The sequence below is a fragment of the Phyllobacterium sp. T2-21 genome, assembly GCF_055378485.1.
Genome location: NZ_AP027912.1, coordinates 1,621,687 through 1,646,585 on the forward strand (window position 1 = coordinate 1,621,687; position 24,899 = coordinate 1,646,585).

The 24,899-nt window shown below is 60.6% G+C and carries 23 protein-coding genes and 1 riboswitch; of the genes, 11 read left to right on the forward strand and 12 right to left on the reverse strand.

Going from position 1 to position 24,899, the window contains the following annotated elements:
• Positions 1-326 precede the first annotated feature (326 nt).
• The 6 genes from ACZ5FP_RS08100 (at position 327) to ACZ5FP_RS08125 (ending at position 6,421) form a co-directional block, all read left to right on the forward strand.
• Positions 327-1,370 carry an autoinducer 2 ABC transporter substrate-binding protein gene (locus tag ACZ5FP_RS08100; RefSeq protein WP_223611483.1) on the forward strand — a complete coding sequence of 348 codons (1,044 nt, stop codon included), beginning with the start codon at positions 327-329 and terminating at the stop codon, positions 1,368-1,370.
• 75 nt (positions 1,371-1,445) lie between these two features.
• Positions 1,446-2,945: a sugar ABC transporter ATP-binding protein gene (locus ACZ5FP_RS08105; protein WP_223611482.1), complete on the forward strand. Its 1,500-nt coding sequence runs from the start codon at positions 1,446-1,448 to the stop codon at positions 2,943-2,945.
• Positions 2,942-3,919, forward strand: coding sequence for an ABC transporter permease (locus ACZ5FP_RS08110; protein ID WP_288192851.1), 978 nt, complete (start codon positions 2,942-2,944; stop codon positions 3,917-3,919). The genes ACZ5FP_RS08105 and ACZ5FP_RS08110 overlap by 4 nt, the downstream gene beginning before the upstream one ends.
• A gap of 17 nt (positions 3,920-3,936) precedes the next feature.
• Positions 3,937-4,932, forward strand: coding sequence for an ABC transporter permease (locus ACZ5FP_RS08115; protein ID WP_403170523.1), 996 nt, complete (start codon positions 3,937-3,939; stop codon positions 4,930-4,932).
• A gap of 72 nt (positions 4,933-5,004) precedes the next feature.
• Positions 5,005-5,934: a ribokinase gene (gene rbsK, locus ACZ5FP_RS08120; protein WP_464662971.1), complete on the forward strand. Its 930-nt coding sequence runs from the start codon at positions 5,005-5,007 to the stop codon at positions 5,932-5,934.
• A 31-nt stretch (positions 5,935-5,965) separates the two neighbouring features.
• Entirely contained in the window at positions 5,966-6,421 is a 456-nt protein-coding gene (locus ACZ5FP_RS08125; RefSeq protein ID WP_463011559.1) for an RbsD/FucU family protein, read from the forward strand.
• A 165-nt stretch (positions 6,422-6,586) separates the two neighbouring features.
• Here ACZ5FP_RS08125 and ACZ5FP_RS08130 read toward each other — a convergent pair whose 3' ends face one another.
• From ACZ5FP_RS08130 to ACZ5FP_RS08145, 4 genes are all read right to left on the reverse strand, one after another.
• Positions 6,587-7,570, reverse strand: coding sequence for a LacI family DNA-binding transcriptional regulator (locus ACZ5FP_RS08130; RefSeq protein WP_223611478.1), 984 nt, complete (start codon positions 7,568-7,570; stop codon positions 6,587-6,589).
• 57 nt (positions 7,571-7,627) lie between these two features.
• Complete coding sequence (locus tag ACZ5FP_RS08135) at positions 7,628-8,629, reverse strand: ABC transporter permease (RefSeq protein ID WP_346305203.1); 1,002 nt, start codon at positions 8,627-8,629, stop codon at positions 7,628-7,630.
• Positions 8,616-10,163, reverse strand: a complete 1,548-nt coding sequence (locus ACZ5FP_RS08140) for a sugar ABC transporter ATP-binding protein (RefSeq protein WP_464662972.1) — start codon at positions 10,161-10,163, stop codon at positions 8,616-8,618. Before ACZ5FP_RS08140 ends, ACZ5FP_RS08135 begins: the two co-directional genes overlap by 14 nt.
• Before the next feature lie 74 nt (positions 10,164-10,237).
• A complete protein-coding gene (locus ACZ5FP_RS08145; protein ID WP_464662973.1) occupies positions 10,238-11,173 on the reverse strand; it encodes a substrate-binding domain-containing protein in 936 nt (311 codons plus the stop codon).
• A gap of 578 nt (positions 11,174-11,751) precedes the next feature.
• On the opposite strand from ACZ5FP_RS08145, the gene ACZ5FP_RS08150 reads away from it, so the two are divergent.
• The gene (locus ACZ5FP_RS08150; RefSeq protein ID WP_464662974.1) at positions 11,752-12,135 is read left to right on the forward strand and encodes a hypothetical protein; all 384 of its coding nucleotides are present in this window, start codon (positions 11,752-11,754) and stop codon (positions 12,133-12,135) included.
• A 36-nt stretch (positions 12,136-12,171) separates the two neighbouring features.
• On the opposite strand, the gene ACZ5FP_RS08155 is transcribed toward ACZ5FP_RS08150, so the two are convergent.
• Positions 12,172-12,969 carry a glycosyltransferase family 32 protein gene (locus tag ACZ5FP_RS08155; RefSeq protein ID WP_130268888.1) on the reverse strand — a complete coding sequence of 266 codons (798 nt, stop codon included), beginning with the start codon at positions 12,967-12,969 and terminating at the stop codon, positions 12,172-12,174.
• Between the two features lie 238 nt (positions 12,970-13,207).
• Positions 13,208-13,351 (reverse strand): hypothetical protein, encoded by a 144-nt coding sequence (locus ACZ5FP_RS08160; RefSeq protein ID WP_223611474.1) that lies wholly within the window; start codon positions 13,349-13,351, stop codon positions 13,208-13,210.
• Here ACZ5FP_RS08160 and cysD point away from each other — a divergent pair.
• The 3 genes from cysD to cysQ are packed head-to-tail and all read left to right on the forward strand — an operon-like array spanning position 13,350 to position 17,009.
• Positions 13,350-14,255 (forward strand): sulfate adenylyltransferase subunit CysD, encoded by a 906-nt coding sequence (gene cysD, locus ACZ5FP_RS08165; RefSeq protein ID WP_403170539.1) that lies wholly within the window; start codon positions 13,350-13,352, stop codon positions 14,253-14,255. The genes ACZ5FP_RS08160 and cysD overlap by 2 nt on opposite strands.
• Positions 14,255-16,192 (forward strand): bifunctional sulfate adenylyltransferase/adenylyl-sulfate kinase NodQ, encoded by a 1,938-nt coding sequence (gene nodQ / locus ACZ5FP_RS08170; protein WP_464662975.1) that lies wholly within the window; start codon positions 14,255-14,257, stop codon positions 16,190-16,192. Before cysD ends, nodQ begins: the two co-directional genes overlap by 1 nt.
• Positions 16,193-16,196: 4 nt before the next feature.
• A complete protein-coding gene (gene cysQ / locus ACZ5FP_RS08175) occupies positions 16,197-17,009 on the forward strand; it encodes a 3'(2'),5'-bisphosphate nucleotidase CysQ (RefSeq protein WP_464662976.1) in 813 nt (270 codons plus the stop codon).
• Here cysQ and ACZ5FP_RS08180 read toward each other — a convergent pair.
• The 6 genes from ACZ5FP_RS08180 to ACZ5FP_RS08205 form a co-directional block, all read right to left on the reverse strand.
• Positions 17,004-17,402 (reverse strand): PIN domain-containing protein, encoded by a 399-nt coding sequence (locus ACZ5FP_RS08180; protein ID WP_464662977.1) that lies wholly within the window; start codon positions 17,400-17,402, stop codon positions 17,004-17,006. The two genes, cysQ and ACZ5FP_RS08180, sit on opposite strands and share 6 nt — an antisense overlap.
• A complete protein-coding gene (locus tag ACZ5FP_RS08185) occupies positions 17,399-17,635 on the reverse strand; it encodes an antitoxin (protein WP_105737137.1) in 237 nt (78 codons plus the stop codon). Before ACZ5FP_RS08185 ends, ACZ5FP_RS08180 begins: the two co-directional genes overlap by 4 nt.
• A gap of 68 nt (positions 17,636-17,703) precedes the next feature.
• A complete protein-coding gene (locus tag ACZ5FP_RS08190) occupies positions 17,704-18,690 on the reverse strand; it encodes a FecCD family ABC transporter permease (RefSeq protein ID WP_464663215.1) in 987 nt (328 codons plus the stop codon).
• Positions 18,691-18,723: 33 nt separating this feature from the next.
• Complete coding sequence (locus ACZ5FP_RS08195; RefSeq protein WP_464662978.1) at positions 18,724-19,671, reverse strand: ABC transporter substrate-binding protein; 948 nt, start codon at positions 19,669-19,671, stop codon at positions 18,724-18,726.
• Entirely contained in the window at positions 19,671-20,477 is an 807-nt protein-coding gene (locus tag ACZ5FP_RS08200) for an ABC transporter ATP-binding protein (protein ID WP_464662979.1), read from the reverse strand. Before ACZ5FP_RS08200 ends, ACZ5FP_RS08195 begins: the two co-directional genes overlap by 1 nt.
• 126 nt (positions 20,478-20,603) lie before the next feature.
• Entirely contained in the window at positions 20,604-20,966 is a 363-nt protein-coding gene (locus ACZ5FP_RS08205; RefSeq protein ID WP_464662980.1) for a DUF1636 family protein, read from the reverse strand.
• Positions 20,967-21,072: 106 nt separating this feature from the next.
• A riboswitch (cobalamin riboswitch) is annotated at positions 21,073-21,285 on the reverse strand.
• 154 nt (positions 21,286-21,439) lie between these two features.
• Between ACZ5FP_RS08205 and ACZ5FP_RS08210 the strand changes: the two genes are divergently transcribed.
• Positions 21,440-24,760: a transglutaminase family protein gene (locus ACZ5FP_RS08210; protein ID WP_464662981.1), complete on the forward strand. Its 3,321-nt coding sequence runs from the start codon at positions 21,440-21,442 to the stop codon at positions 24,758-24,760.
• Positions 24,761-24,899: the final 139 nt, after the last annotated feature.

Here is a 24,899-nt window from a genome sequence, read left to right on the forward strand (position 1 = left end):
TCGTGACAATTCAATATCCCGATAAACATTTGTTCAATCTCGGCCGAGTCGTATTGACAAGTCCCGCATGATCCGAAATGTTAAATGAAACGTTTCATGAAGGCATGAATCGCAGGGAGAGGCACATTTGCGCCGGTTTGGGAGAATCTCGGGCGCAAATTGATCTGACAGTTTTTGGCATCGTACCGCGGCACCCATCGAGGGCGGACCGGTTTTGATGTGCATCGTCAGGCCAAGGCATTTTCCGCGACATGAGAAGGATTTCAGGGTGGGCGCTTCGCGCACGGCCGGGAAAATACAAGGCAAAACCAAGGGAGGATAAACCTGTGAAGAAACTGCTCGCATCACTCGCCATCGTTGCGGCACTGGCCGCACCGGCCATGGCCGACAGCGCCGTCGATACATCCAAGGTGAAGAAGGAATACGTCACCTCCGCCAGCGGCAAGACCTATTCGATTGCCACGGTCGTCAAGGTCGACGGCATCGCCTGGTTCGACCGCATGCGCACCGGCGTTGCACAGTTCAAGGCGGAAACCGGCGCAGACGCATGGATGGTCGGTCCGAGCCAGGCCGATGCCGCGGCGCAGGTGCAGATCGTTGAAAATCTGATCGCGCAGGGCGTCGATGCCATCTGCATCGTGCCGTTCTCGGTGGAAGCGGTGGAGCCGGTTCTGAAGAAGGCGCGCGATCGCGGCATCGTTGTCATCGCGCACGAAGCCTCCAACATCGTCAATGTCGATTATGAGCTCGAAGCCTTCGACAACAAGGCCTACGGCGCGAAGCTGATGGAAGTTCTGGCCAAGGATATGGGCGGCAAGGGCAAGTATCTCGCCACCGTCGGCAGCCTGACCTCGAAGTCGCAGATGGACTGGATCGATGGTGCCATCGAATACCAGAAGAAGAATTTCCCTGACATGTCCCTGGCAACGGAGCGTCTGGAAACCTATGACGATGCCAACCAGGATTACACCAAGCTGAAGGAAGCCATGACCACCTATCCGGATGTCAAGGGCATCCTGGGTGCGCCCATGCCGACCTCCGCAGGTGCTGGCCGTCTGATCGCCGAAGGCGGTCTGAAGGGCAAGGTCTTCTTTGCCGGTACGGGTCTGGTTTCCGTTGCGGGCCAATACCTCAAGAATGGCGACATCCAGTACATCCAGTTCTGGGATCCGGCCGTTGCCGGTTACGCCATGAACGAACTGGCCGTCATGGCGCTGGAGAAGAAGAACGGCGAGATCAAGGCCGGTCTTGATCTGGGCCTGCCCGGCTACAACAGCCTGCTCGTTCCCGATGCATCCAAGCCAAACCTGCTCTATGGTGCAGGCTGGGTTGGCGTAACCTCGGCCAATATGGGCGATTACAACTTCTGATCGCTATTGTTTGATGGCGGCGGGCGTCCGTATGGACTCCCGCCGCCTCAACACTGTGTCGGCACCGGAGAGAGCATGAGCGAACACCTTCTGGAACTGAAAAATATCGGCAAGCGCTTTGGCGGCCTTGTGGCGCTGGATGCTGTCTCGCTCTCGATCAAACCGGGTGAAATCCACTGTCTCGCCGGAGAGAACGGTTCCGGCAAATCGACGATCATCAAGATCATGGCCGGTGTTTACCAGCCGACCGATGGTGAAATCCTGATCGATGGCAAGCCGGTCTCCGGCATGACGCCTGCCCAGTCGGTGCAGCATGGCATTCAGGTCATCTATCAGGATTTTTCCCTGTTCGGAAATCTGACCGTCGCAGAAAATCTGGCGCTGAACACGCTGCTTCTCGAAGGCAAGCGCACCGTCAACTGGCGCCGTGTGCGTGAACTCGCCGAAAAGGCGCTTGCCCGGCTCGGTGTGACGATGGACCTCGACGCCGATGTCGAGACGCTGCCGACATCCGGCAAGCAGATCGTGGCGATCGCCCGTGCGGTCATGGCCGATGCGCGCCTGATCATCATGGATGAGCCGACGACGGCGCTGACCCGGCACGAGGTCGACGCGCTGTTCCGCATCGTGCGCGATATTCAGGCGCAGGGCATCGCCGTGCTGTTCGTCAGTCACAAGATGCGCGAAATGCTGGAGATCAGCGAACGGCTGACGGTCCTGCGCAACGGCAAGAAGGCCGCCGAAGGCCCGATCAGTGATTTCGATGAGCCTGCGATCACCCGCGCCATGACCGGTCATGACCTGACCGATCAGGTCTATCGCTGGCAGCCGACAAAGGGCGATACGCTGCCGCGTCTCGACGTGCGCAATCTCAGCATTGCCGGCAGCCTCGATGACATCAACCTGACATTGCATGCGGGCGAGATTGTCGGCCTGTCCGGCCTCATCGGCTCCGGCCGCACCGAACTGGCCCTGGCGCTGTTCGGCATGCATCCCAAGTTTACCGGAACCGTCAAGATCGACGGCACCAGCGTGCATCCGAAGACCGTGCAGGAGGCCATTGCCAGCGGTCTGGCCTATGTGCCGGAAGACCGGCTGACGGAAGGCCTGTTCCTGACCCAGTCGATCGAGCGCAACATGCTGGCGACATCGCTCGACAATTTTGTCCGGGGTCTGTTCATCGACCGCAAGAAGACGGCGAAGGCCACCACCGCCATGTTCGGTGCCATGCAGATTGCCGCGCCCGGACCCTATACGCCCGTCAACCATCTCTCCGGCGGCAACCAGCAGCGCGTGGTTCTGGCGCGCTGGCTGTTGACCGGGGCGCGGGTGCTCATCCTCAACGGCCCGACCGTCGGCGTCGATGTCGGTTCCAAGGCGCAGATCCATCGCAAGATCCGCGATCTCGCCACCCAGGATGGCCTTGCCGTTTTGATGATATCCGACGATGTGCCCGAGCTTGTGCAGAACTGCAACCGCGTCATCATCATGCACCGCGGCCGTTTCGTCGATGAAGTCGGACCTGATGCTTTGGATGAAGATACTCTAAACGACCGCCTGAAGGCCTTGAAATGACTCTGTTTCGCCGATCGGAATTCATCATCGCGTGCATCCTCTTTGCCGCCATGATCATCATTGGACTGATCAACCCGGCCTTCTGGTCGCTGGACAATCTGTTCGGGCTTCTGCGCAGCAATGTCATCATCGGCATCATGGCGCTCGGCGTTCTCGTGGTGATGATCTCGGGCGGCATCGACGTGTCGTTCACCGCCTTTGCCGCCGCGGCCATGTACCTGACCATCAAGCTGATGATCTATATGGGCTATGAGGGTGTGTTTCTGCCCTTCGTCGCGGCGACGCTGATCGGCCTGTTTCTCGGCGCGTTCAATGCTTTTTTCATCCACACGTTCCGGATGATCCCGCTGATCGTCACGCTGGGCACCGGCAGTGTGGTGCGCGGATTGCTGCTTGGCCTTGTCGGCACCAGCGTCATCAACATCGACAAGATGCCCCAGCAGCTGATCGCGTTCGCCAAGACCGATCTGGTCAGCCTGACCTCGGCCACCGGTACCAATTTCGGCCTGACGGCGATGATCCTGATCTATCTCGGCCTTGCCCTCGTCACCCACCTTTTCCTGCGCTACACCATGGCCGGGCGCAGCATCTTTGCGCTGGGCGGCGCACCGGAAGCGGCGAGCCGTGTCGGCTTCAACACCCGCCGCACGCTGTTTTTCGTCTATTGCTTTGCCGGGGCGCTGGCCGGTTTTGCCGGTCTCCTGCACGGCTCGATGATCTGGCTCGCCAATCCGCGTGATTTTGCCGGGCTCGAACTCGACGTCATCGCCGCCGTGGTGCTTGGCGGCGCCTCGATTTTCGGCGGACGCGGCAGCGTCATGGGCACGCTGCTCGGGGTGTTCATGCTTGTCATGGTCAAGAACAGCCTGATCATCATGAAGGTCGACACCACGTGGCAGCGTGTCGTCGTCGGCCTGATCATTATCGTTGCGACAGCGCTGACCGCCTGGCGCGACCGCAAGAAACTGGTGTGAGAGCAGGGAACGTCATCATGCAAAACAGCTCATTCGCCAAGCGCATTTTCGGACAGGACCGCAACATCCTGCAACTGCTCGTCATCACCGTGCTCGTCTTCGCGCTGATGTCCTATCTCAACCCGGACAAGTTCCTGCGCTATTACAATTTCGAGTCCATCACCTACATCATGCCGGAACTGGGCATCCTCGCCATTGCCATGATGATCGCCATGCTGACCGGCGGCATCGACCTTTCGGTGGTGGGCATTGCCAATCTCGCCGGCATCCTTGCCGGTGTGTTCTTCCATTCGGTGATCGTCGGAACCAGCCAGTCCACCGGCATGGTGCTGCTTTATACCGGCATCGGCGTCCTGATGGCGCTCGCCATCGGCCTTCTCGCCGGGGTGCTCAACGGCTTCCTCATCTCGAAACTGCGCATCACGCCGATCCTGGCGACGCTGGGCACCGGGCAGATCTTTACCGGTCTTGCCGTGGTCCTCACCGGTGGCCCGGCGATTGTCGGCTTCCCGGATGCCTGGAACTTTATCGGCAACGGCAAGATTCTCGGCATTGCCACCCCGTTCATCCTGTTCGTCGTCGTTGCGGGTGCCGTCGCTGTCCTGCTGACGCGCACCACGCTCGGCGTCAACCTGATGCTGATCGGTACCAATCCGCGCGCCGCGATCTTTGCCGGTCTGCGCAAGGACCGGATGATTTTCTACTCCTACATGATGACGGGGCTGCTCGCGGCCATTGCCGGGATCATCCTGTCGGGCCGGACCAACGCCGCCAAGTCGGATTACGGCGCATCCTATCTCCTGCAGGCCATCCTGATTGCCGTGCTCGGCGGTACCAATCCGGCGGGCGGCAAGGGCAGGGTGCTCGGGGTTTCGATTGCCCTGATCGCGCTGATGCTGCTGTCCTCCGGCTTCCAGATCCTGCGCTTTTCCAACCACCTGATCGACTTCATCTGGGGTGGTTTCCTGCTGCTGGTTATCGCGCTCAACGCCTTCAGGAACAGCGACAGGTAGGGGCATGTTTCTTTCGTGAAGTCATTCATATAGAGCAATTTCAAACACTACGGATAAGGCAAGGAACATAATATGGCTCGTCGCATTGCAGTCGTTGGCAGCAACATGACCGATCTCGTCACGTCGATCATCCGCATGCCGGCGCCCGGCGAAACCCTGGAAGCACCGGCATTCGCCATGGGGTTCGGCGGCAAGGGTGCCAATCAGGCCGTGGCCGCCGCCCGGCTTGATGCCGACGTAATGATGGTCACCAAGGTGGGCGATGACGTGTTCGGCCAGAGCACCATCGACAATCTGCGGAACAACGGCATCGATATCAGCCATGTCGGCATGGTGGCCGGGCAGTCGAGCGGCGTCGCACCGATTTTTGTTGACGAGTCGGGCGAGAATTCGATCCTGATCATCAAGGGAGCAAACAATGATCTCAAGCCCGCCGACATCGATGCGGCCGCCGAAGACCTGAAGCAATGCGACCTGATCCTGATGCAGCTGGAAGTGCCGCTGGAGACGGTCTACTACACCGCTGCCTTCGCCGAGAAACATGGTATCGAGACCATCCTCAATCCCGCCCCCGCCGCGCCCGGTCTGGACGCCGCGAAGGTTGCCAAAGTCACCTTCGTGGTGCCGAACGAGAGCGAGTTGGCCTTGCTGACAGGCATGCCGACCGACACCGACGAACAGATCGAACAGGCGGCCCATGCGCTGATCACCCGGGGTATCCGCACCGTCATCGTCACGCTCGGCTCGCGCGGCGCGCGGCTGATCACCGCCGACAAGTCGACCATGATCGAACCGGTCAAGGTCAAGCCGAAGGATACGACCGGTGCCGGCGATGCCTTCATCGGCAGCTTTGCCCGCTTCTACGTCGAGACCAAGGAACTGGAAGCCTCGCTGAAGAAGGCCGCGCTCTATGCGGCGGATTCCATCACGCGTCCGGGCACGCAGAAATCCTATGCGACGACGGCGGAGTTCGAGGCCTTCGTCGCCGCCAACAGGGCTTAAGGCCAATACCCGCTAGAATGAGGAAACAACCGTGCTGAAAAATCTCGATCCGCTGCTGAATGCCGATGTCCTCTATGCGCTGAAGTCCATGGGGCACGGCGATCGCCTGGTCATTTGCGATACGAATTTCCCCGGCGATTCCGTCGCCCGGCAGACCCGTCTCGGCCGCCTGCTGCGGATCGATAATGTGAGCGCGCCGCGCGCCGCCAGGGCCATTCTTTCGGTCATGCCGCTCGATACCTTCATCGATGACGCCGCCGCGCGCATGGAAATCGTCGGCAGCCCCGATGAGATTCCGGATGTGCAGAAGGAACTGCAGGCGGAAATCGATGCCGCCGAGGGCAAGCACTGGCCGATGGTGTCCATCGACCGCATGGCCTTCTACGAGCACGCCAAGAATGCCTATTGCGTCATCGCCACGGGCGAGCGGCGTTTTTACGGCTGCTTCATCCTGACCAAGGGCGTGATTGCGCCGGACGCGGCCTGAAATCTTTTGTTGCCGTTGCACTAAGCGTGGTGCGTGGTTCGACAAGCTCACCATGAGGGATGGAACGAGCTGCAGGAAACTATGTTCTGCAGCGTTTGTGATCAACCGTGCACCAGACCACTTCCCTCATGGTGAGCTTGTCGAACCACGCACGACCCAACGCCTTCAGACGTCCCGGCGCGGTGCAGCCGTCGAACCGCGCACCACCAGCGTTGCCTCGAGATAGTCATCCTGCAGAGGCACATTGTCGGCCCCTGTGATGGCGGCAAACGCCCGCGCGGCGATCTGCTCGACGGGCTGGCTGATCGTGGTCAGGCGCGGCGTCACCAGATTGGCCAGCGGAATATCGTCGAACCCGATGATCGACACGTCGTCCGGCACCTTGAGGTCGAGATCGCTGGCGGCACGCAGAAGGCCGATGGCCTGCTGGTCGCTGGCCGTGGCAATGGCGGTCGGGCGCTCATGCGGCGGACGGTCGAGCAGGAAGCGCCCGAGCGTTTCGCCCGACGCATAGTCGAAATGGCCCTCGACCGCCTCGCAGCGCACGCCTGCCGTGCCAAGCATGTTGAGGAAACCGGCGCGCCGTTCGCGCGAAACCGGCGCATCGGCGGAACCGGCGATATAGGCGATACGCTCATGGCCGAGCGCCACGAGATGCGCAGCGGCAAGCGCTGCGCCCCGGTAGTGATTGACGGAAATGAGCGGCAATCCGGTAAAGCGCCGGTCGACGGCAACCGTCGCCACGTCGCTGCTCCAGCCCTTTGAGGCGCCGAACTGCGTCGGCACGACGATGAGGCCGGTGGGATAGCTTTTGAGCAGGCTGTCGATCTGCGCCAGTTCGATCTTCGGGTCGTCATTGGTGATCGACAGCAACACCGAGAAACCGGCCTGCGAGGCAATCGCCTCCACATGTTTTGCCAGTTCGGCAAAGAACGGGTTGGTGATATCGGGGATGACGAGGCCGATCATGTCCGTGCGGCTGCGGCGCAGACCGCGCGCAACGCCGTTCGGCCGGAAATTCAGCTCGCGAATGGTGGCTTCCACCAGTTCGCGCAGTTCCTTGCCGACGGTCTCGTTCTTTGCCAGAACGCGTGAAACAGTGCCGACGGAAACATTGGCCCGTGCTGCTACATCCTTGATGTTGACCATCTTCCCATGCCTGACCTGTTGCGGGTGCCGACCAATGCGGACAACTGTGTTTTCCCCTTATGCTTTCGTCAATCTTTCACGATATTTGTCAAGGATTACTGCAAGGATAATCACAAATCCGGTGATCATCTGGCGCATGAAATCGCTGAGACCAAGCAGGATGAGGCCGTTGGCGAGCACGCCGATGATGCAGGCGCCGAGCAGGGTGCCGACGATGCTGCCGCGTCCGCCGCTCAGGCTGGTGCCGCCGATGATGACGGCGGCAATGGCATTGAGCTCGAAGCCGATGCCGATGATCGGGCTGGCGATGTTCAGGCGGGCCATGTAGATGATCGCGCCGATGCCGACGAGAACGCCGCAGATGGTGAATGCAGCCACCTTGTAGAAGAACACGTTGTGCCCGGCGAGGCGGGCCGCTTCCTCATTGTTGCCGATGCCGTAGAGTACGCGGCCGAACACGGTCTTGGTCAGCACGAACCAACCGATTGCCACCAGCACCAGTGCAATCAGGAACAGCAGCGGAATGCCGTAGAACGTCTGCGAGCCGAAGGCGTTGAAGGCGGCCGGGAAGGAATAGATGGTCGATGCATTGGTGACCTGCAGTGCCGCGCCGCGGGCAATGTTGAGCGTGCCCAGCGTGACGATGAAGGAGGGGATGGCCCACCAGGCGCTGATCAGGCCGTTGAGGAGGCCGAAGGCAATACCGGCCACGATGGCGCTGATGGTGGCGAGGAACACGGCCACCGCAGGATCGAGCCCCGGCAGGGTCATCACCGTACCAGCCACAACGGCGCAGAAGGACAGGACGGAGCCCACCGAAAGATCGATGCCGCCGATGAGGATGACGAAGGTCATGCCGATGGAAAGCACCAGATTGATCGTCACCTGCGTCAGGATATTGGTGACATTGCTGGAGGACAGGAAGTGCGGCGTGAAGGAAAACACGATGATCAGCGCGATGAGCGCGATGCCGATGCCCGCTTCGCGCAGCACGGTCTTGGTCGTGGTGGCGATGGTTTTGCTGCCCGCCTGTGCCGTGGTCAAATCAGTGGTGTCCATGGTTGCGTTCGTCCTTGTAGGCAAAGTTCAGGATGCGCTCTTCGGAAAAGTCAGCGCGTGCCACTTCACCGGCGATGCGGTGTTTCGACATGACGAGGATGCGGTCGCTGAGGGTGATGAGCTCGGGCAGTTCCGACGAGACGATGAGCAGCGCCAGCCCCTTTTCCGAAAGGCCGCGTAGCAGCGCATAGATTTCGGCCTTGGCGCCCACATCGACGCCGCGGGTCGGCTCGTCGAGCAGCAGGATTTTCGGGTTGTTCGCCAGCCATTTTGCCAGGACGACCTTTTGCTGGTTCCCGCCCGACAGGGTGGAGACCGCATCGGCGGTGTCACCGTATTTCAGCTTGATCTCGCCGCCGAGCGCGCGCGTCAGCCGGGTTTCCTCGCGTTTGTCGAGAAGGCCGAGCCGCGAAACCTTGCGCAGGCTCGCCAGCGTGACATTGGCCGCAATTGCCATGCCGAGGATCAGGCCTTCCTCCTTGCGGTCTTCCGTGACGAAGCCGATGCCGTCACGAATGGCCTGTTTGGGATTGCGGTAGTGGCGCGGCTGGCCGTCGCGTTCAATCGTGCCGGACAGCGGCAGGTCGGCGGCGAAGATCGAGCGCAGCAGTTCGGTACGGCCGGAGCCGACCAGTCCGGCAATGCCGAGGATTTCACCGTAATGCAGATCGAACGAAACGCCTTCCGCGTGCGGGGAGGCAGGATGGCGCAGGTTGCGCAGGGAAAGTGCGGTGCGGCCGCTCGTGTCGAGATCGCGCGCGGCGGCCATGGCGGCGGCAAGCTGGCGCCCGACCATGTTGGTAACCAGCTGATCGGTCGTCGTCCCCGCAATATCCGCCGTCATGACGGATTCGCCGTTGCGCAGGACCGTGACCCGATCACAGATGGAGAAAACCTCGTTGAGGTGGTGTGAGACAAACACGACAGCGACGCCTTTGGCCTTCAGGGCGGCGATGATCTGGAACAGCCGTTCGGTCTCGCGTGCCGTCAGGGTTGCGGTCGGCTCGTCGAGAATGAGAATGCGGCTTTCGCCCATCAGCGCCCGGGCGATTTCCACCAGCTGGCGGTGCGCCACGCCGAGGGATTCCACCGGGCGGCGCACATCGACATCGCCCAGCCCGATCGCATCGAGCGCTTTGCGGGCCTTTGCGTAGAGCGTGGGGTAATCAACCATGCCGAACGCCTTGCGCGGCATGTCCTCAAAGCAGATGTTTTCCGCAACCGAGAGGTAGGGCAGCAGGTTGAATTCCTGGTGCACCACCTGAATGCCGGCCTTCTTCGCATCGCCGGGCGTGTGCGGATCATAGGTCCCGCCGTCCAGCGTGATCTCCCCGGCATCCCGCTGGATGATCCCGCACAGGATCTTGATCAGCGTCGACTTGCCCGCGCCGTTTTCACCGACCAGCGCATGCACCTCGCCGGGGCGCAGCGAAAAGCTGACGCCATTCAGCGCCACAACGCCGCCGAAGCGTTTCTTGACGCCCGAAAGTTCAAGCACAGGTTCAACAACAGCGCCTGCCGGTGCGTCTGCCATGTCAGTGTTTTCCATGATCGCCGGACCTGGTTGGCGGCTGTGCCGAACCAGACACAGCCGCGGTTTACCCCGTGTTACTTCACGTCGTCCGATGTCACGAGCTTGATGTCGGTCTTGACCCAGCCTTCGAGCGGCTTGCCGCCGGCCACGACACCAAGCGCCTTGTCGATGGCGTTGGCGGCCATCTGCTGGCCGAACTGGTCGACCGTGGCAAGCAGCTTCTTTTCCTTCAGCAACGGCTGGACAGCCGGGATGTTGTCAAAGCCGACGACTTCGATCTTGCCTGTTTTACCAGCCGCTTCGATGGCCTTGACGACGCCGAGAACCATGGAGTCATTGGCCGCCATCACGCCCTGGATATCCGGATGGGCTGTCAGCATGTTGGAGAATACGGTGTTGGCTTCTTCGGTTTCCCAGTGGGCGGTACGCGAGTCGAGCAGGTCGAGCTTGCCCGCCGTGACGGAGTCCATGAAGCCGAGCTTGCGCTGGGCCGCATTGTCGGCGCCGGGATTGCCTTCGATGATGACGACCTTGGCGCCTGCACCGAGCTTCTTGGCCAGCGCATCGCCGGCCATCTTGGCGCCTTCGCGGTTGTCAGGGCCGACAAAGGCGAGCTTCAGGCCTGCCTCCTGCTTGGCCTTGTCATCGAGCGCCACGTCGAAATTGACGACGGTGATACCGGCATCCACGGCACGCTTGATCGGCGGAACGAGCGCGCGGGAATCGGACGGCGCAACAACGATGGCATCGACCTTTTGGGTGATGAAGCTCTCGATGGCATTGATCTGCGTCTCGACATCGGTCTCGGATTGCATGCCGACGGCTTTCAGCGTGTAGTCGCCGCGCTTGGCCTCGTGGGCCTTTGCACCCTCGAGCATGTTCTTGAAGAATTCGTTGGCAAGGGATTTCATCACAAGCCCGACCACGGGCTTGTCGGCGGCATAGCTGGCCGCAGGCATGGCGAGCGTGCCTGCCAGAAGGCTGGCGGCAATAAAACGTGCGAATTTCATTGTATTCCTCCCAGAATGACAAAAGACGTTCAGCGGTTTGCCACGTCCTCCAACATGGCGATGAAACGTTTCATTGCGCGGGCGCAATAGCAGCGTCTCAGCTCAATAGGAGCCCGAAGATCACGGATTTGTCAACATGAAACGTTTCATTCAAGAGATGGGCGGGTTGCGGGTGCAATGGCAGTGCGTGGTTCGACAAGCTCACCATGAGGGATGGAGGAGATTGCGGCGAGTTATATCCTCCTACTATATGCGATAGGCCTCCAATGTATGGGGTTGGCATGCAGCCCTCCATCTCCCTCATGGTGAGCTTGTCGAACCACGCACAATAGGCATAGCAAAGTGCGCCTAACAAAGAGAACTTGTCTCGCCTGTATCTAATGCTATCTTGGCGCATGCCTATCCGAACGATACCTCAGGTTCTCACTCATAACTACAATCCCGAGGGACCGTTTCTTGCTAACCTTTGCGACCTGCCGGACGACCAAGCTGAGGCCGTATTAAATCGTATTCGCGGCTCTGGAAAACGGAGTATTAAGGCAAACTACCTACGCAGACGGCGAGAAACGGAGACGTGGTTGATAAGGGAGCGGCAGCGGCTGCTTGGCGGGACGCCGCTTTCAAGGCCTCTCTATTTTTTCTTGGGCAACTTTGCGGACGGTCTTGATGCATCTCGACCGGGTTCCATCGTTATTCCGCTAGATGCATTCCCAACCGACGTCCTGACGTTCACCTACCCTGATAGCATGACAAGCTTTTCGCTTGGTATGGGCGGCAACGCCGCTTCTCAAAGACAGCCGTTTCACGGTCAAGTTTTCACATTGGTCGGGATTGAGAACGTTATAGCGGCCCACGGCTTGCCCGAACGGCAGAGCCTCTCCGACAGCATCGGCAAGTCGGATGGCTACATTGAAACCCAGATATGGGATAAGCGGCCAATCCTATCGTTCCTTTCCGCGTAGCTTGTTGAACAGTGCTCGGGCGCGACGGCTTAAAACCTACAGATAATCCGCAACGCGGTTGGCAGCCCAGTGGTAAAAACTGCCGGGAACGAGGGGCTGGTTGGTCGGGTCTTTCTTGTGGACGTGGAAACCGATGAAATCCGGATGGTCGAGCGGTTCAAGTCCATAGGCCGGGTCAAAGATGCGCAAGGCATCGCGCGCCGTCCAGTAGTAGAAATTTTCCTTCGGTGCGGCATCCTTGAAGAAACCGTAACGCTTGGCCATGCGCGAAATGCCGTCATTGGCGAAGGCGGTGATGCCGATTGTGGCCGGGGTTACCTTCTGTCCGGTCATGCGGAACCATGCCGGGCGCATGACGCGGCGGCGAAAGCCCAGCCATGGCGGAACGACGACCGTTCCTTCCATATAGGCGTCGAACTCGCCGATGACGGGATTGTCCGGCGGCAGGTACATCGCCGATACGCCGAGGCGGAAGTGGTTTTCCCGGGCGAGGTAAGGCTTGTCGGTCGCCGGATGAAACTGCTTCATCAGATAGATGTCGGTATCGAGCCAAAGGCCCTGCTGTTTCTTCATCAACGTGACGCGAAACAGGTCGCTGAACTGGGATACGACGTGACCGGGGTTCTCGATATCGGGAAAATCCGGGTCGATGCGCCGAAGATATTTTTTGTCCAGTATCGGTGCCGCATCGCAAATCTCGATGCCCTTGGGAAGGTTTGCGATCTCGTCGAACGCGTAGAGTTTCACCCGCTGTCCGGTCATCACCATCGATGCCAGACAGACCCGGTCCACCTCCCGAAGGCGCGGGCCATACCAGAAGGTGCAAATATCCATGAACTATTCCAGCGGAAAAAATTGTTAAAGTGCCAGTCCATCTATGAGAGTTGCTCATCCTGGTCAATCGCATTGTTAGACTAAAGTCGTAGACGTTTGGCCGCATTTCAACGACGCAAAACGTGAGGGAAGGCACGGCCGGGGAGCGGAAATCAGGGTGGATCAATTTTCCACGGATCCGCATTTTTAAAAAAGCCGGACTCCCGCATTCCGCTTCACTGGAATGAAGTTCTTTCATTCATTGTGCCGGCAGCAATAAATTGGCGCGAATTTGCCCCGGGTTGTGAAACCATCCTTTTCTTCCGGCGATGCGTTCCACTATGGTTGCCGCACGTATCGGCACATCGTAAGACGCCGAAAAACAGTGGACAGTGATTTTCATGACCAAGAGCCTGACGCACCTTCAGCGTCTTGAAGCCGAAGCGATCCATATTTTCCGCGAGGTTGCCGCAACATTCACCAAGCCGGTGATGCTGTATTCGATCGGCAAGGATTCCTCCGTGATGCTGCATCTGGCGATGAAGGCCTTTTATCCGGCCAAACCGCCGTTTCCGTTCCTGCATGTGGATACCACGTGGAAATTCAAGGAGATGATCGCGTTTCGTGATTCAGAGGCGAAACGTCTCGGCTTCGACCTGCTGCTGCACAGCAACCAGGATGGCATCGACCAGGGCATCAGCCCCTTCGTGCATGGATCGAACACCCATACCCATATCATGAAGACTGTCGCCCTGCGGCAGGCGCTTGACAAATACGGCTTCGACGCGGCCTTCGGCGGCGCGCGGCGCGACGAGGAGAAGTCGCGGGCCAAGGAGCGCATTTTCTCCTTCCGCAACGCGCAGCATTCCTGGGACCCGAAGAACCAGCGCCCGGAAATGTGGAAGATCTACAACACGCGGGTCGCCAAGGGCGAATCCATCCGCGTCTTCCCGATCTCCAACTGGACCGAGCTCGACGTCTGGCAGTACATCCTGCAGGAGAACATCCCGATCGTCCCGCTCTATTACGCCGCCAAGCGGCCGGTGGTGGAGCGCGACGGCATGCTGATCATGCGCGATGACGAACGCATGCAGCTGCTGCCCGGCGAAGAGCTGCAGGAGAAGCTTGTCCGCTTTCGCACGCTCGGATGCTATCCCTTGACCGGTGCGATTGAATCCGATGCGGTGACCTTGCCGGAAATCGTCAGCGAAATGCTGATCGCCCGCACCTCCGAACGGCAGGGCCGCATGATCGACAAGGATGAAGCCGGTTCGATGGAGAAAAAGAAGCGCGAGGGCTATTTCTGATGAACACCATTGCCCCGATCGAGGCTTCCGCCGCCGAGGAAATCCGTGCCTACATGGCCGAACAGGAAAAGAAATCGCTGCTGCGCTTTCTCACCTGTGGTTCGGTCGATGACGGCAAGTCGACGCTGATCGGCCGTCTACTCTACGACACCAAGCTGATCTTCGAGGACCAGCTGGCCGCCCTGCAGAATGACAGCCGCAAACACGGCACCAATGGCGAGGACATCGATTTCGCGCTGCTGGTCGATGGTCTGGAAGCCGAGCGCGAGCAGGGCATCACCATCGACGTCGCCTACCGCTTCTTCTCCACGCCCAAGCGCAAGTTCATCGTCGCCGACACGCCCGGCCACGAGCAATATACCCGCAACATGGCGACCGGCGCCTCCACCGCCGATCTTGCCATCGTGCTTGTCGACGCGCGGCAGGGCATCCTGCGGCAGACACGCCGCCACAGTTTCATCGCCTCGCTGCTCGGCATCCGCAACATCGTCCTGGCCATCAACAAGATCGATCTCGTCGATTACTCCCAGGCCATTTTTGACAGGATTGTCGCTGACTACCAGGATTTTGCCGGCAAGCTTGGTTTCCAGTCGATCCAGCCCATTCCGCTCTCCGCCCGCTTCGGCGACAATGTGATTTCCGCTTCCGCCAACATGCCCTGGTACAAGGGCCCGGCGCTGCTCGAACATCTCGAAGACGTGCCGCTCGCCGATGCGGATGAGGAGCGCCCGTTCCGGTTCCCGGTGCAATATGTCAACCGGCCCAATCTCGACTTCCGCGGCTTCTCCGGCACCATCGCCTCCGGTGTTGTCGCGCCGGGGGACGAGGTGGTGGTGGCCAAGTCCGGCAAGTCCTCGCGCGTCAAGCGTGTGGTGACGCTGGACGGCGACCTTGACCGGGCTGTCGAAGGGCAGGCGGTGACGCTGGTGCTGGAGGATGAGGTCGAGGTATCGCGCGGCAACATGCTGGTGGCACCCGGCGCCCGCCCCGAGGTGGCGGACCAGTTTGCCGCGCACCTCGTCTGGTTTGCCGAACATGCGCTGATCCCCGGCCGTTCCTATATCCTGCGCACGGAGACCGATCAGGCGACAGCCACGGTCACCGATCTCAAATACCGAATCGATATCAACAGCTTCGCGCAGGAAGCGGCCAAATCGCTTGACTTGAATGAAGTCGGCGTCGTCAATATTTCAACGCAGGAGCCGATTGCCTTCGACCCCTACAAGTCGAACCGCTCGACCGGGTCGTTCATCCTGATCGACCGCCTGACCAATGCGACGGTCGGCGCCGGCATGATCGATTTCGGCCTGCGCCGTGCATCGAACGTGCATTGGCAGGCGCTGGATGTCAGCAAGGCCTCACGCGCCGACCAGAAGAACCAGAAGCCGGCGGTGATATGGTTCACCGGCCTTTCCGGTTCGGGCAAGTCGACGGTCGCCAATCTCGTTGAAAAACGCCTGTCGTCGCTCGGCAAGCATACCTATATTCTCGATGGCGATAATGTGCGCCACGGGCTCAACCGCGACCTTGGCTTCACCGAAGAGGACCGGGCGGAAAACATCCGCCGCGTCGGCGAAGTGGCCAAGCTGATGGTGGATGCCGGGCTGATCGTGCTGGTCTCGTTCATTTCGCCGTTCCGTTCGGAGCGCCGCATGGTGCGCGAACTGCTGGCCGATGGCGAGTTCCTCGAAGTCTTCGTTGATACGCCGTTCGAGGAATGCGCGCGGCGTGACCCGAAGGGGCTCTACGCCAAGGCACTGCGCGGCGAGATCAAGAATTTCACCGGCGTCGACTCGCCCTATGAAGCGCCGGAGAATCCGGAACTGCATCTGCACACGGTCGGCCGCACGACGGAGGCACTTGCCTCGGAGGTGGAGAAGCTGCTGGTCGAGCACGGCATCATCTTCAACTACGATCAAAGCTCGTGGTCGATTTAAGGGCATGACCATCACCCTCCCGCCCCTCGATCATGCCGCCCTGCTTGCCGTCCTGGAAACAGCGGCCATTGCCGCCGGACAGGAAATCCTGCGCATTTACGCTGAGGGCTGTAATTTCGCGCTGAAGGATGACCAGTCGCCGGTCACGGAAGCCGATCATGCCGCCGAAGCCATCATCCTGGCGGCTCTGCGCAGGGCGACGCCTGACATACCCGTCGTGGCGGAAGAGGAAATCTCCGGCGGCCACGTGCCCGGCGATCTCGGTGCGCGCTTCTATCTGGTGGATCCGCTCGACGGAACGCGGGAATTTGTCAACCGCAACGGTGATTTCACCGTCAACATTGCGTTGATCGAAAACGCAGCGCCCGTTCTCGGCGTTGTCTATGCCCCCGTCCGCGGTGTGCTGTTCACCGGCGGCACTGCCGGTGCACAGGAAATTGCTATCGGCGAGGGCGGTGCGGTCACCGCACACAAAGCCATAGGCTGCCGCACCAGTCCGGACGATCTCATTGCCGTTGCCAGCCGCTCGCACCGCACGCCGGAAACCGATGCCTATCTGGAAAAATTCCGTATTGCCGACTGTGTGTCCGTCGGGTCGTCACTGAAATTCGGCCTGCTGGCGCGCGGCGAGGCCGATATTTACCCGCGTTTCGGCCGGACCATGGAATGGGATACGGCGGCGGGCGATGCGGTCCTGCGGGCTGCGGGCGGGATCACGCTCACGCTTGACGGCAATCCGCTGACCTATGGCCGCCGCAATCAGGCCGACGACGCCGATTTCGCCAATCCGGATTTTGTGGCCTGGGGAAAGCTATAACCAGTTTTCAATTTGCAGCCCGGGAACGCGGCTGAATTCCTTTATATTGTCTGTCACCAGCACGGTACCGGTCGCGCAGGCATGGGCTGCGATCAAAAGATCATTCGGTCCGATTGGTTTTCCTGTCGCCTCAAGTTCCGTGCGAATGCGGGCGTAGTGCGCGTCTGCAGGGCTTTCGAATGGCAGGATATCGATGATCGCAAGCAATTCTTCAATGATCGCGCGCAGCCGTGACGAGCCCTTTTTGTCCACGCCATAGCGAAGCTCGGCTGCAACGAGAATGCTTGTGCAAACTGTCTTGCTGTGCTGTCTGACTTTGTCCGTCAGACGGTCATTCTGATTGCGCAGCAAATTTGAAATCGTATTGGTGTCGAGCATATAGCTGTGCGTCATAAATCAATCTCGCGAAGGGGAAGAAGGCCTTCATCGACATCGGGAAACTCTTCATCAATGGGTTCGAGATGTGCGAGAAACTCGCTCAAGGATCGCCGCGTGACCGGCTCGATGATCAGCCGGTTTCCTTCACGGTGCATGATTGCGGTGTCGCCCGGCATTTCGAATTCCACCGGGATTCGAACAGCCTGATTTCGGCCATTGCGAAATAATTTTACCTGGCGTTCCTGCATGGCAGAACCTCGCTTTAAATTGGCATATGCCTAAGCATAGGCCAATCCCTTCCGCTGTACAAGGATCGCTACCCCGGTCGCTTCCTCAACAGGATCGTCACCACAAAAAACGCGCCGATGGAACTGGTAACGATACCGATGGGCAATTCCTGCGGCGCCAGCAGCAGACGGGCCGCGAGGTCGCTGAGCAGGATCAGCAGGGCACCGAGCACGGCGCAGGTGACGATCAGTCCCGCATGCAGCTGACCGGAAAAACGCCGGGCAATATGCGGGATCATCAGGCCGACAAAGCCGATGACACCCGCCACCGAGACAAAGATCGCGGTGGAGAAGGCGCAGACGATGAACACCGTGTTGCGCAGGCGCGTCACCCTTATGCCAAGGCTTTCCGCCGTGTTTTCGCCGGCCAGCAGCGCATCGAGATTGCGGTGGTTGTAGAGGGCGTAGACCAGGATGGCGGCAAGCCCGGTGAGGGCGAGCGGCAGGTTCTCCCAGCGGGCAAGACCGAGGCCGCCGAGCGTCCAGAACATCACCGAATGCGCGGCGCGCTGGTCGCCGGCAAACACCATGTAATTGGTCAGCGCCGCAAACAGGAACGAGACGGCAAGGCCCGCCAGGATTAGCCGTTCCGGCCCCTGTCCCTGCACGCGCCGCACCAGCATCAGCACGACGATGGCCGCCAGCATGCCGCCGCTGAAGGCGGCAATCGGCAGGGTCCAGATGCCGAAGCGGTCGCCGATGACCGTAATCACCGAGACTGCTCCCGCCGCTGCACCATTGGAAAGGCCGAACAGGAACGGATCGGCAAGGTCGTTGCGGGTGACGGTCTGCAGCAGCGCGCCGATGATGCCAAGCCCCGCCCCAACGCAGATGGCGAGGATGACCCGCGGCAGGCGCAGGTCGACGATGATCTTGCCGACAGGGCCGCCAACGGCCGTATCGGAGAGGCCGGCGGCATGGGCGAGGGCGCGCAGGACATCGCCGAGCGGAATGACCGTTGCCCCATAGGCAATCGACACGAGGGCGAGGGCCAGAATGGCCATCACCCCCGTCATGAGTGTCAGATGCTGACGGAAAGGCAGATGCACTCAGAATGCTTCCGGATGCATGGCCTTGGCCATCTTGGCGATGGCCTCGATATTGGCCGGTCCGGGCGTCAGTTCCGCATAGCGCAGGGCGACGAAGCGGTTGTTCTTGACGGCGTCGGTTTCCTTCATTGCCGGATGCGATTTGAGGAAGTCGAGCAGCTTCTGGTAGCCCGCATCATCCTGATAATCGAGGAGGACGAGGAATTCCGGATTGCGCGTCGCCACGGTTTCCCACGAGGTGGTGCCCCAGCTGGTGTCGAGATCGGCCATGATATTGGTGCCGCCGGCTTCGCTGATCATCGCCGTGGGAATGGCGAACTTGCCCGCTGTAAACGGCTTGTCCTCGCCGGAATCGTAAAGGAAGACGCGGGTGCCGCTCTTGTCGCCGATCTTTGTCTTGATCGCCGCGAGTTCTGTCTTCCAGCCGCTGACCAGTTTGTTGGCTTCGTCTTTCTTGCCAAAAATCTTGCCGAGCTTTTCCATATCGCCATAGAGCAGGTCCATGGTGGCGGCGGGCCGGGACTTGTCGAGATGGATGCAGCTTTCAGTCAGTTCAAGCGTCTTGATGCCGTGCGGCGCCAGCGTGTCGGGGGTGACCTCACCGCCCGGCTTCATGCCGTAATTCCAGCCGGCGAAGAAGAAATCCGGTTCCGCCGCAATGAGATTTTCAAGAGTCGGATATTTCGGCGCAAGCTCGGGAATGGCGCCCAGCTGTTTCTTGAAGGCGTCGTCGAGCTTGTACCAGCCGGTAATGCCCGAAACCCCGACCATCGAGGATTGCAGGTGCAGGGCGAAGGCCATTTCGCTCATGTTGATGTCCTGGATGACCGCACGCTTGGGCGCGGCCTCGAAGGTGACGGGCTTGCCGCAACTGTCGACCGTCACGGGAAACGCCCATGCGGGGGCGGACAGCGCCGACAAGGCGAGGGCGAGCAACATTCTTTTCATCAAATTCTCCGTAGCTGAGCAGTTTGTTTTGTGGTTGGTCCGGGTGCTTCGAACACCATGAGATCGCGATCCTGCGAGGGATGGCGCAGGCGCAGGACATCGAGATCGAAGACATCGCTGACGATGCGCGGCGTCAGCGTTTCGTCGGGCGTGCCGGCGGCGACAAGCTGGGCGGCATGCATGACGGCGACGTGGGTGGCAAACGGCGCCACCAGCGGCAGGTCGTGCAGGACTGCGATGGTTGTCACATCGAGACCGGCGACGAGCGCCAGCAATTCGCTGCGCGCCTTCGGGTCGAGGTGATTGGTGGGTTCGTCGAGAAACAGGATGTCCGGCTGCTGGGCGATGGCGCGCGCCAGCTGCACGCGCTGCCTTTCGCCGCCGGAGAGCGAGCCGATGGGACGGCGCGAAAACGCGGCGATCCCCGCGCGGAGCAGGGCTTCCGTCACGATATCCCGGTCCTTCGCCTTGGTCAGGGTGCCGGTGTGCGGAATGCGGCCAAGGGATACATAATCGTCAACCAGCAATTGCGGGTCCGGCATGTCGGTCTGGCCGACGAAGGCAAATCTCCTGGCCCGTTCCTTCGGCGGCAGCCGGTTTATTGCCGTGCCGTCGAGATGGATGCTGCCGGAGGAGGGGCGCAGCAGTCCGGCCAGCATGCGCAAAAGCGTGGATTTCCCCGCGCCATTCGGCCCGATAATGGCAAGTCGCGCGCCGCGCACGATGTCGAGCGATACCTCATCCACCAGCGTCTGGCCGGCGGTGCGGAACGTCACCTCGTCGGCACGCAGGGCGACATGGCTCATGGGCGGATATCCGTGACTGCAGGCAAGGCACATGGTGTCAAATCCCAACCGGTAAACGTCGTCGCGTTATCGCGGACGCGTCGTTCTCGTATAGTAACGTTATAACATTAGTCAATGCCTGATCTATCATAGGTGCGCCGGAATGCGTGCGAGTGTCTTGTCCCAAAGGCCTTGCGGGCGCTGTGATGCCTTGGACCAGCCATCGGCGAGCGCGTGATACATCCGGGCGAAGTCCAGAAGATCGGCAAAGTCCGTGGCGGGATCGATATCGCCGAAGAGATATTGCGCCTTGCCGGGCGCCCGGAACGCCACCGTGCAGGGTCGTTCGCAGCCCGCCATGCAGCCAACACCGCGCACCTCATAGCCGAGCTGGCCATCGAGTTCCGCCTGCAGCCTGTGGGCAAGGGCCTGTCCCGGTCGTGACAGTCCGTCAGCCGCCTTGCACAGGGTGCAGACGATAATCTGGTGGTCGGGTCTTGGCGTGGTCATGCCGGTGCCTTGCCTTGTGGACAAAGGTTAGGGGAACGCGGCCAATGCACCATCGCGACAATGCGGGAGAGGACATCGCATCGCTCCCGGCACACCCCGTCCGGTTCGAATTGTAGATGAGATGGCAGGTCTCCTGGCTCGCGGGTCTCAGCTTCGCCTTGCCTTCCCGACCTTCCGGTCAGTGGCATGTCAGGCATCGCTCACCGCTTACAGTTGCGGGGGCAGCCACGGTCTCGGTCCCTTTTGGGTACGCCTCACCGTGTTCCCTTTTCATCTCCCGCGTTGTCGTGCGGAAGAAACCATCGGCGCGGATGCTATGCGGCCAGCCGCGCAGTTGCAAGCACGTTTATGCGGCAATTTTTACCGCTGCCAAAATTTTTGGCAAATGAAAGATTTCAATTGGCCGGTAACGCGTTAGAGTGCGGGGAGCATTTGTGGAACCGCAGTTTTTTGAATCAGACTTTTGAGGCGATATGGCAATTCACGCAGCAGTCTATCATCTGACACATTACCGGTATGACCGGCCCATCATGCTCGGGCCGCAGATCATCCGGCTCCAGCCGGCACCCCATTCCCGGACAAAAGTTCTCAGCCATTCCCTGAAAGTCAGTCCGGCCAATCATTTCGTCAACCTGCAGCAGGACCCCTACGGCAATTTCCTCGCCCGCTTCGTCTTTCCCGAACCGGTGACGGAGCTGAAGATCGAGGTCGATCTCGTCGCTGATATGACCGTCTACAATCCATTCGATTTCTTTGTCGAACCGGTCGCCGAGACCTGGCCGTTCAGCTATCCCGAAGAGATCAGCGACGACCTGTCGATCTATATGAAACCGCAACCGGCCGGACCGCTGGTTTCGGCTTTCCTTGCAACCATCGATTGCAGCCCGACGAACACGGTGAATTTCGTCGTCGATCTCAACGCACGTATCCAGCGCGAGATCGGCTATGTCATCCGCATGGAAACCGGGGTTCAGGAACCAGACGCCACCTTGAACCTGCGCTCGGGATCGTGCCGGGATTCAAGCTGGCTGCTGGTGCAGGTGTTGCGCAATCTCGGTTTTGCCGCGCGGTTCGTCTCCGGCTATCTCATCCAGCTGAAGCCCGATCTTGTCGCCATCGATGGTCCCGCCGGTACTGACAAGGATTTCACCGACCTGCATGCCTGGTGCGAAGTCTATCTGCCGGGGGCGGGCTGGATCGGCCTCGACCCCACCTCCGGGCTTCTGACCGGCGAAAGCCACGTACCGCTTGCCGCCACCCCGCATTACCGCAATGCCGCCCCGATTTCCGGCATGGCGGAATTCGCCAATGTGGAATTCGGTTTCGATATGCGCGTGACGCGCGTATCCGAGCACCCACGCATCACCAAGCCGTTTTCCGACGAATCCTGGAATGCGCTCGATGCGCTCGGCGAAAAGGTGGACGCGATCCTGAACGAGAGGGATGTGCGCCTGACCATGGGCGGCGAGCCCACATTCGTGTCCATCGATGATTTCGAATCGGGCGAATGGAACACCGATGCGGTCGGGCCGACCAAGCGCGAAAGGGCCGACAAGCTGATCCGGCGGCTGCGCGAGCGTTTTGCGCCGGGTGGTTTTCTGCATTACGGGCAGGGCAAGTGGTATCCGGGCGAGAGCCTGCCGCGCTGGACGTTCTCGCTTTACTGGCGCAAGGACGGCAAGCCGATCTGGGTCAATCCCGACCTGATCGCGCCGGAGAACGGCGAGGCTGACGTCAAGCCGGAAGATGCCGGAAAACTCCTCGTCGCGTTGGCGCAGGAGCTTGGCGTTGAAGAAGAGATGGTGGCGCCCGCCTACGAAGATCCGGCGGAATGGATCATCAAGGAGGGCAATCTTCCCGATAATGTCGATCCGTCCAACTCCAGGCTCAAGGACCCGGAAGAGCGCAGCCGCATCGCCCGGGTTTTCGAACGGGGCCTGACCGAGCCGAGCGGTTTTGTCCTGCCGGTGCAGCGCTGGAACAGCCAGGCCTCCGGCCCGCGCTGGCGCAGCGAAAAATGGAAGACGCGGCGCGGCAAGCTGTTCCTGGTGCCGGGCGATTCGCCCGTCGGATACCGGCTGCCGCTCGGCGCCCTGCCGCATGTTCCGGCCTCGGAATATCCCTATATCGTGCCGGTCGATCCGTCGGTGGATCGCGGGGCGCTGCCCGACCCGGCACCGCAGGCGCGTGAGAACATCCTGGCGGTTGCCTCTTTCATTGCTGATGAAGGCAACCAGCAGGAGCGGGTCGAGCAGGAACTGGGGGAAATCGGCGGGGCCGTGCGCACCGCCATATCGGTCGAGCCGCGCGACGGGCGCCTCAGCGTGTTCATGCCGCCGGTGGAGGCGCTCGAGGACTATCTGGAACTGGTTGCGGCGGCGGAAGCTGCCGCCCACAAGCTCGGGCTGCCGGTTCACATCGAAGGTTACAGCCCGCCGCAGGATCACCGCATCAACGTCATCCGCGTTGCACCCGATCCCGGCGTGATCGAGGTGAATATCCATCCGGCGGCCAACTGGCGCGACTGCGTGGCAACCACAACGGCAATCTATGAGGAAGCCCGCCAGACGCGGCTCGGTGCCGACAAGTTCATGATCGATGGCCGCCATACCGGTACCGGCGGCGGCAACCATGTGGTGGTCGGCGGCGAAACACCCGCCAACAGCCCGTTCCTGCGCCGTCCTGATCTCTTGAAAAGCCTTGTCCTGCACTGGCAGCGGCATCCATCGCTGTCCTATTTGTTCTCCGGCCTGTTCATCGGGCCGACCAGCCAGGCACCGCGCATCGACGAGGCGCGGCATGACAGTCTCTACGAGCTGGAGATTGCCCTCTCGCAGGTGCCGCGGCCGGGCGAGGGCACGCCGCCTCTGCCCTGGCTGGTCGACCGGCTGTTCCGCAATCTTTTGGTGGATGTCACCGGCAACACGCACCGTTCGGAAATCTGCATCGACAAGCTGTTCTCGCCCGACGGTCCGACCGGCAGACTCGGGCTGGTCGAGTTCCGCGGTTTCGAGATGCCGCCCAATGCGCGCATGAGCCTTGCCCAGCAATTGCTGATCCGCGCGCTGATTGCCCGGTTCTGGAACAATCCGATTCAGGGCAGTTTCGTCCGCTGGGGCACGGCGCTGCATGACCGTTTCATGCTGCCGGCCTATGTCTGGCAGGATTTCCTCGATGTTCTCGCCGATTTGCGCGAGAACGGCTTTGATTTCCGCCCGGAATGGTTCGAGGCCCAGCTGGAATTCCGCTTCCCCTTCTGCGGGGAAATCGAGAATGAGGGTGTGAAACTGGAAATCCGGCAGGCGCTGGAGCCATGGCATGTGATGGGCGAGCAGGGTGCCATCGGCGGCACGGTACGCTTCGTCGATTCCTCGGTGGAACGGCTGCAGGTCAAGGTCGACGGCTTCAATCCGGCCCGCTACAGCGTTGCCTGCAACGGGCGCGAGGTGCCGCTGAAGATGACGGACAGCCAGGGCACGGCGGTTGCCGGCGTGCGCTACAAGGCGTGGCAGCCGCGCTCCGGCCTGCATCCGATGATCCCGGTCAACACGCCGCTGGTTTTCGACATTTACGACCAGTGGTCGCAACGGGCGATCGGCGGTTGCGTCTATCATGTCGCACACCCCGGCGGGCGCAGCTATGATACGTTCCCGGTCAATTCGAACGAGGCCGAGGCACGCCGGCTGGCGCGTTTCGAGCCGCGCGGCCATACGGCCGGCGGATATGAATTGCGCAGGGAGCAGCCATCGGGGGAATTTCCGATGACCCTTGATCTGAGAAGGCCGAGGCATTGAGATATGGTTGGCATCATGGCTGTGCGTGGTTCGACAGGCTCACCATGAGGGAGCGGGAGGATTGCAGGCAGACATATCCTGCGACGTGGCAGATTGACGTTGCAAACCACGCCTTTCCTCATGGTGAGCCTGTCGAACC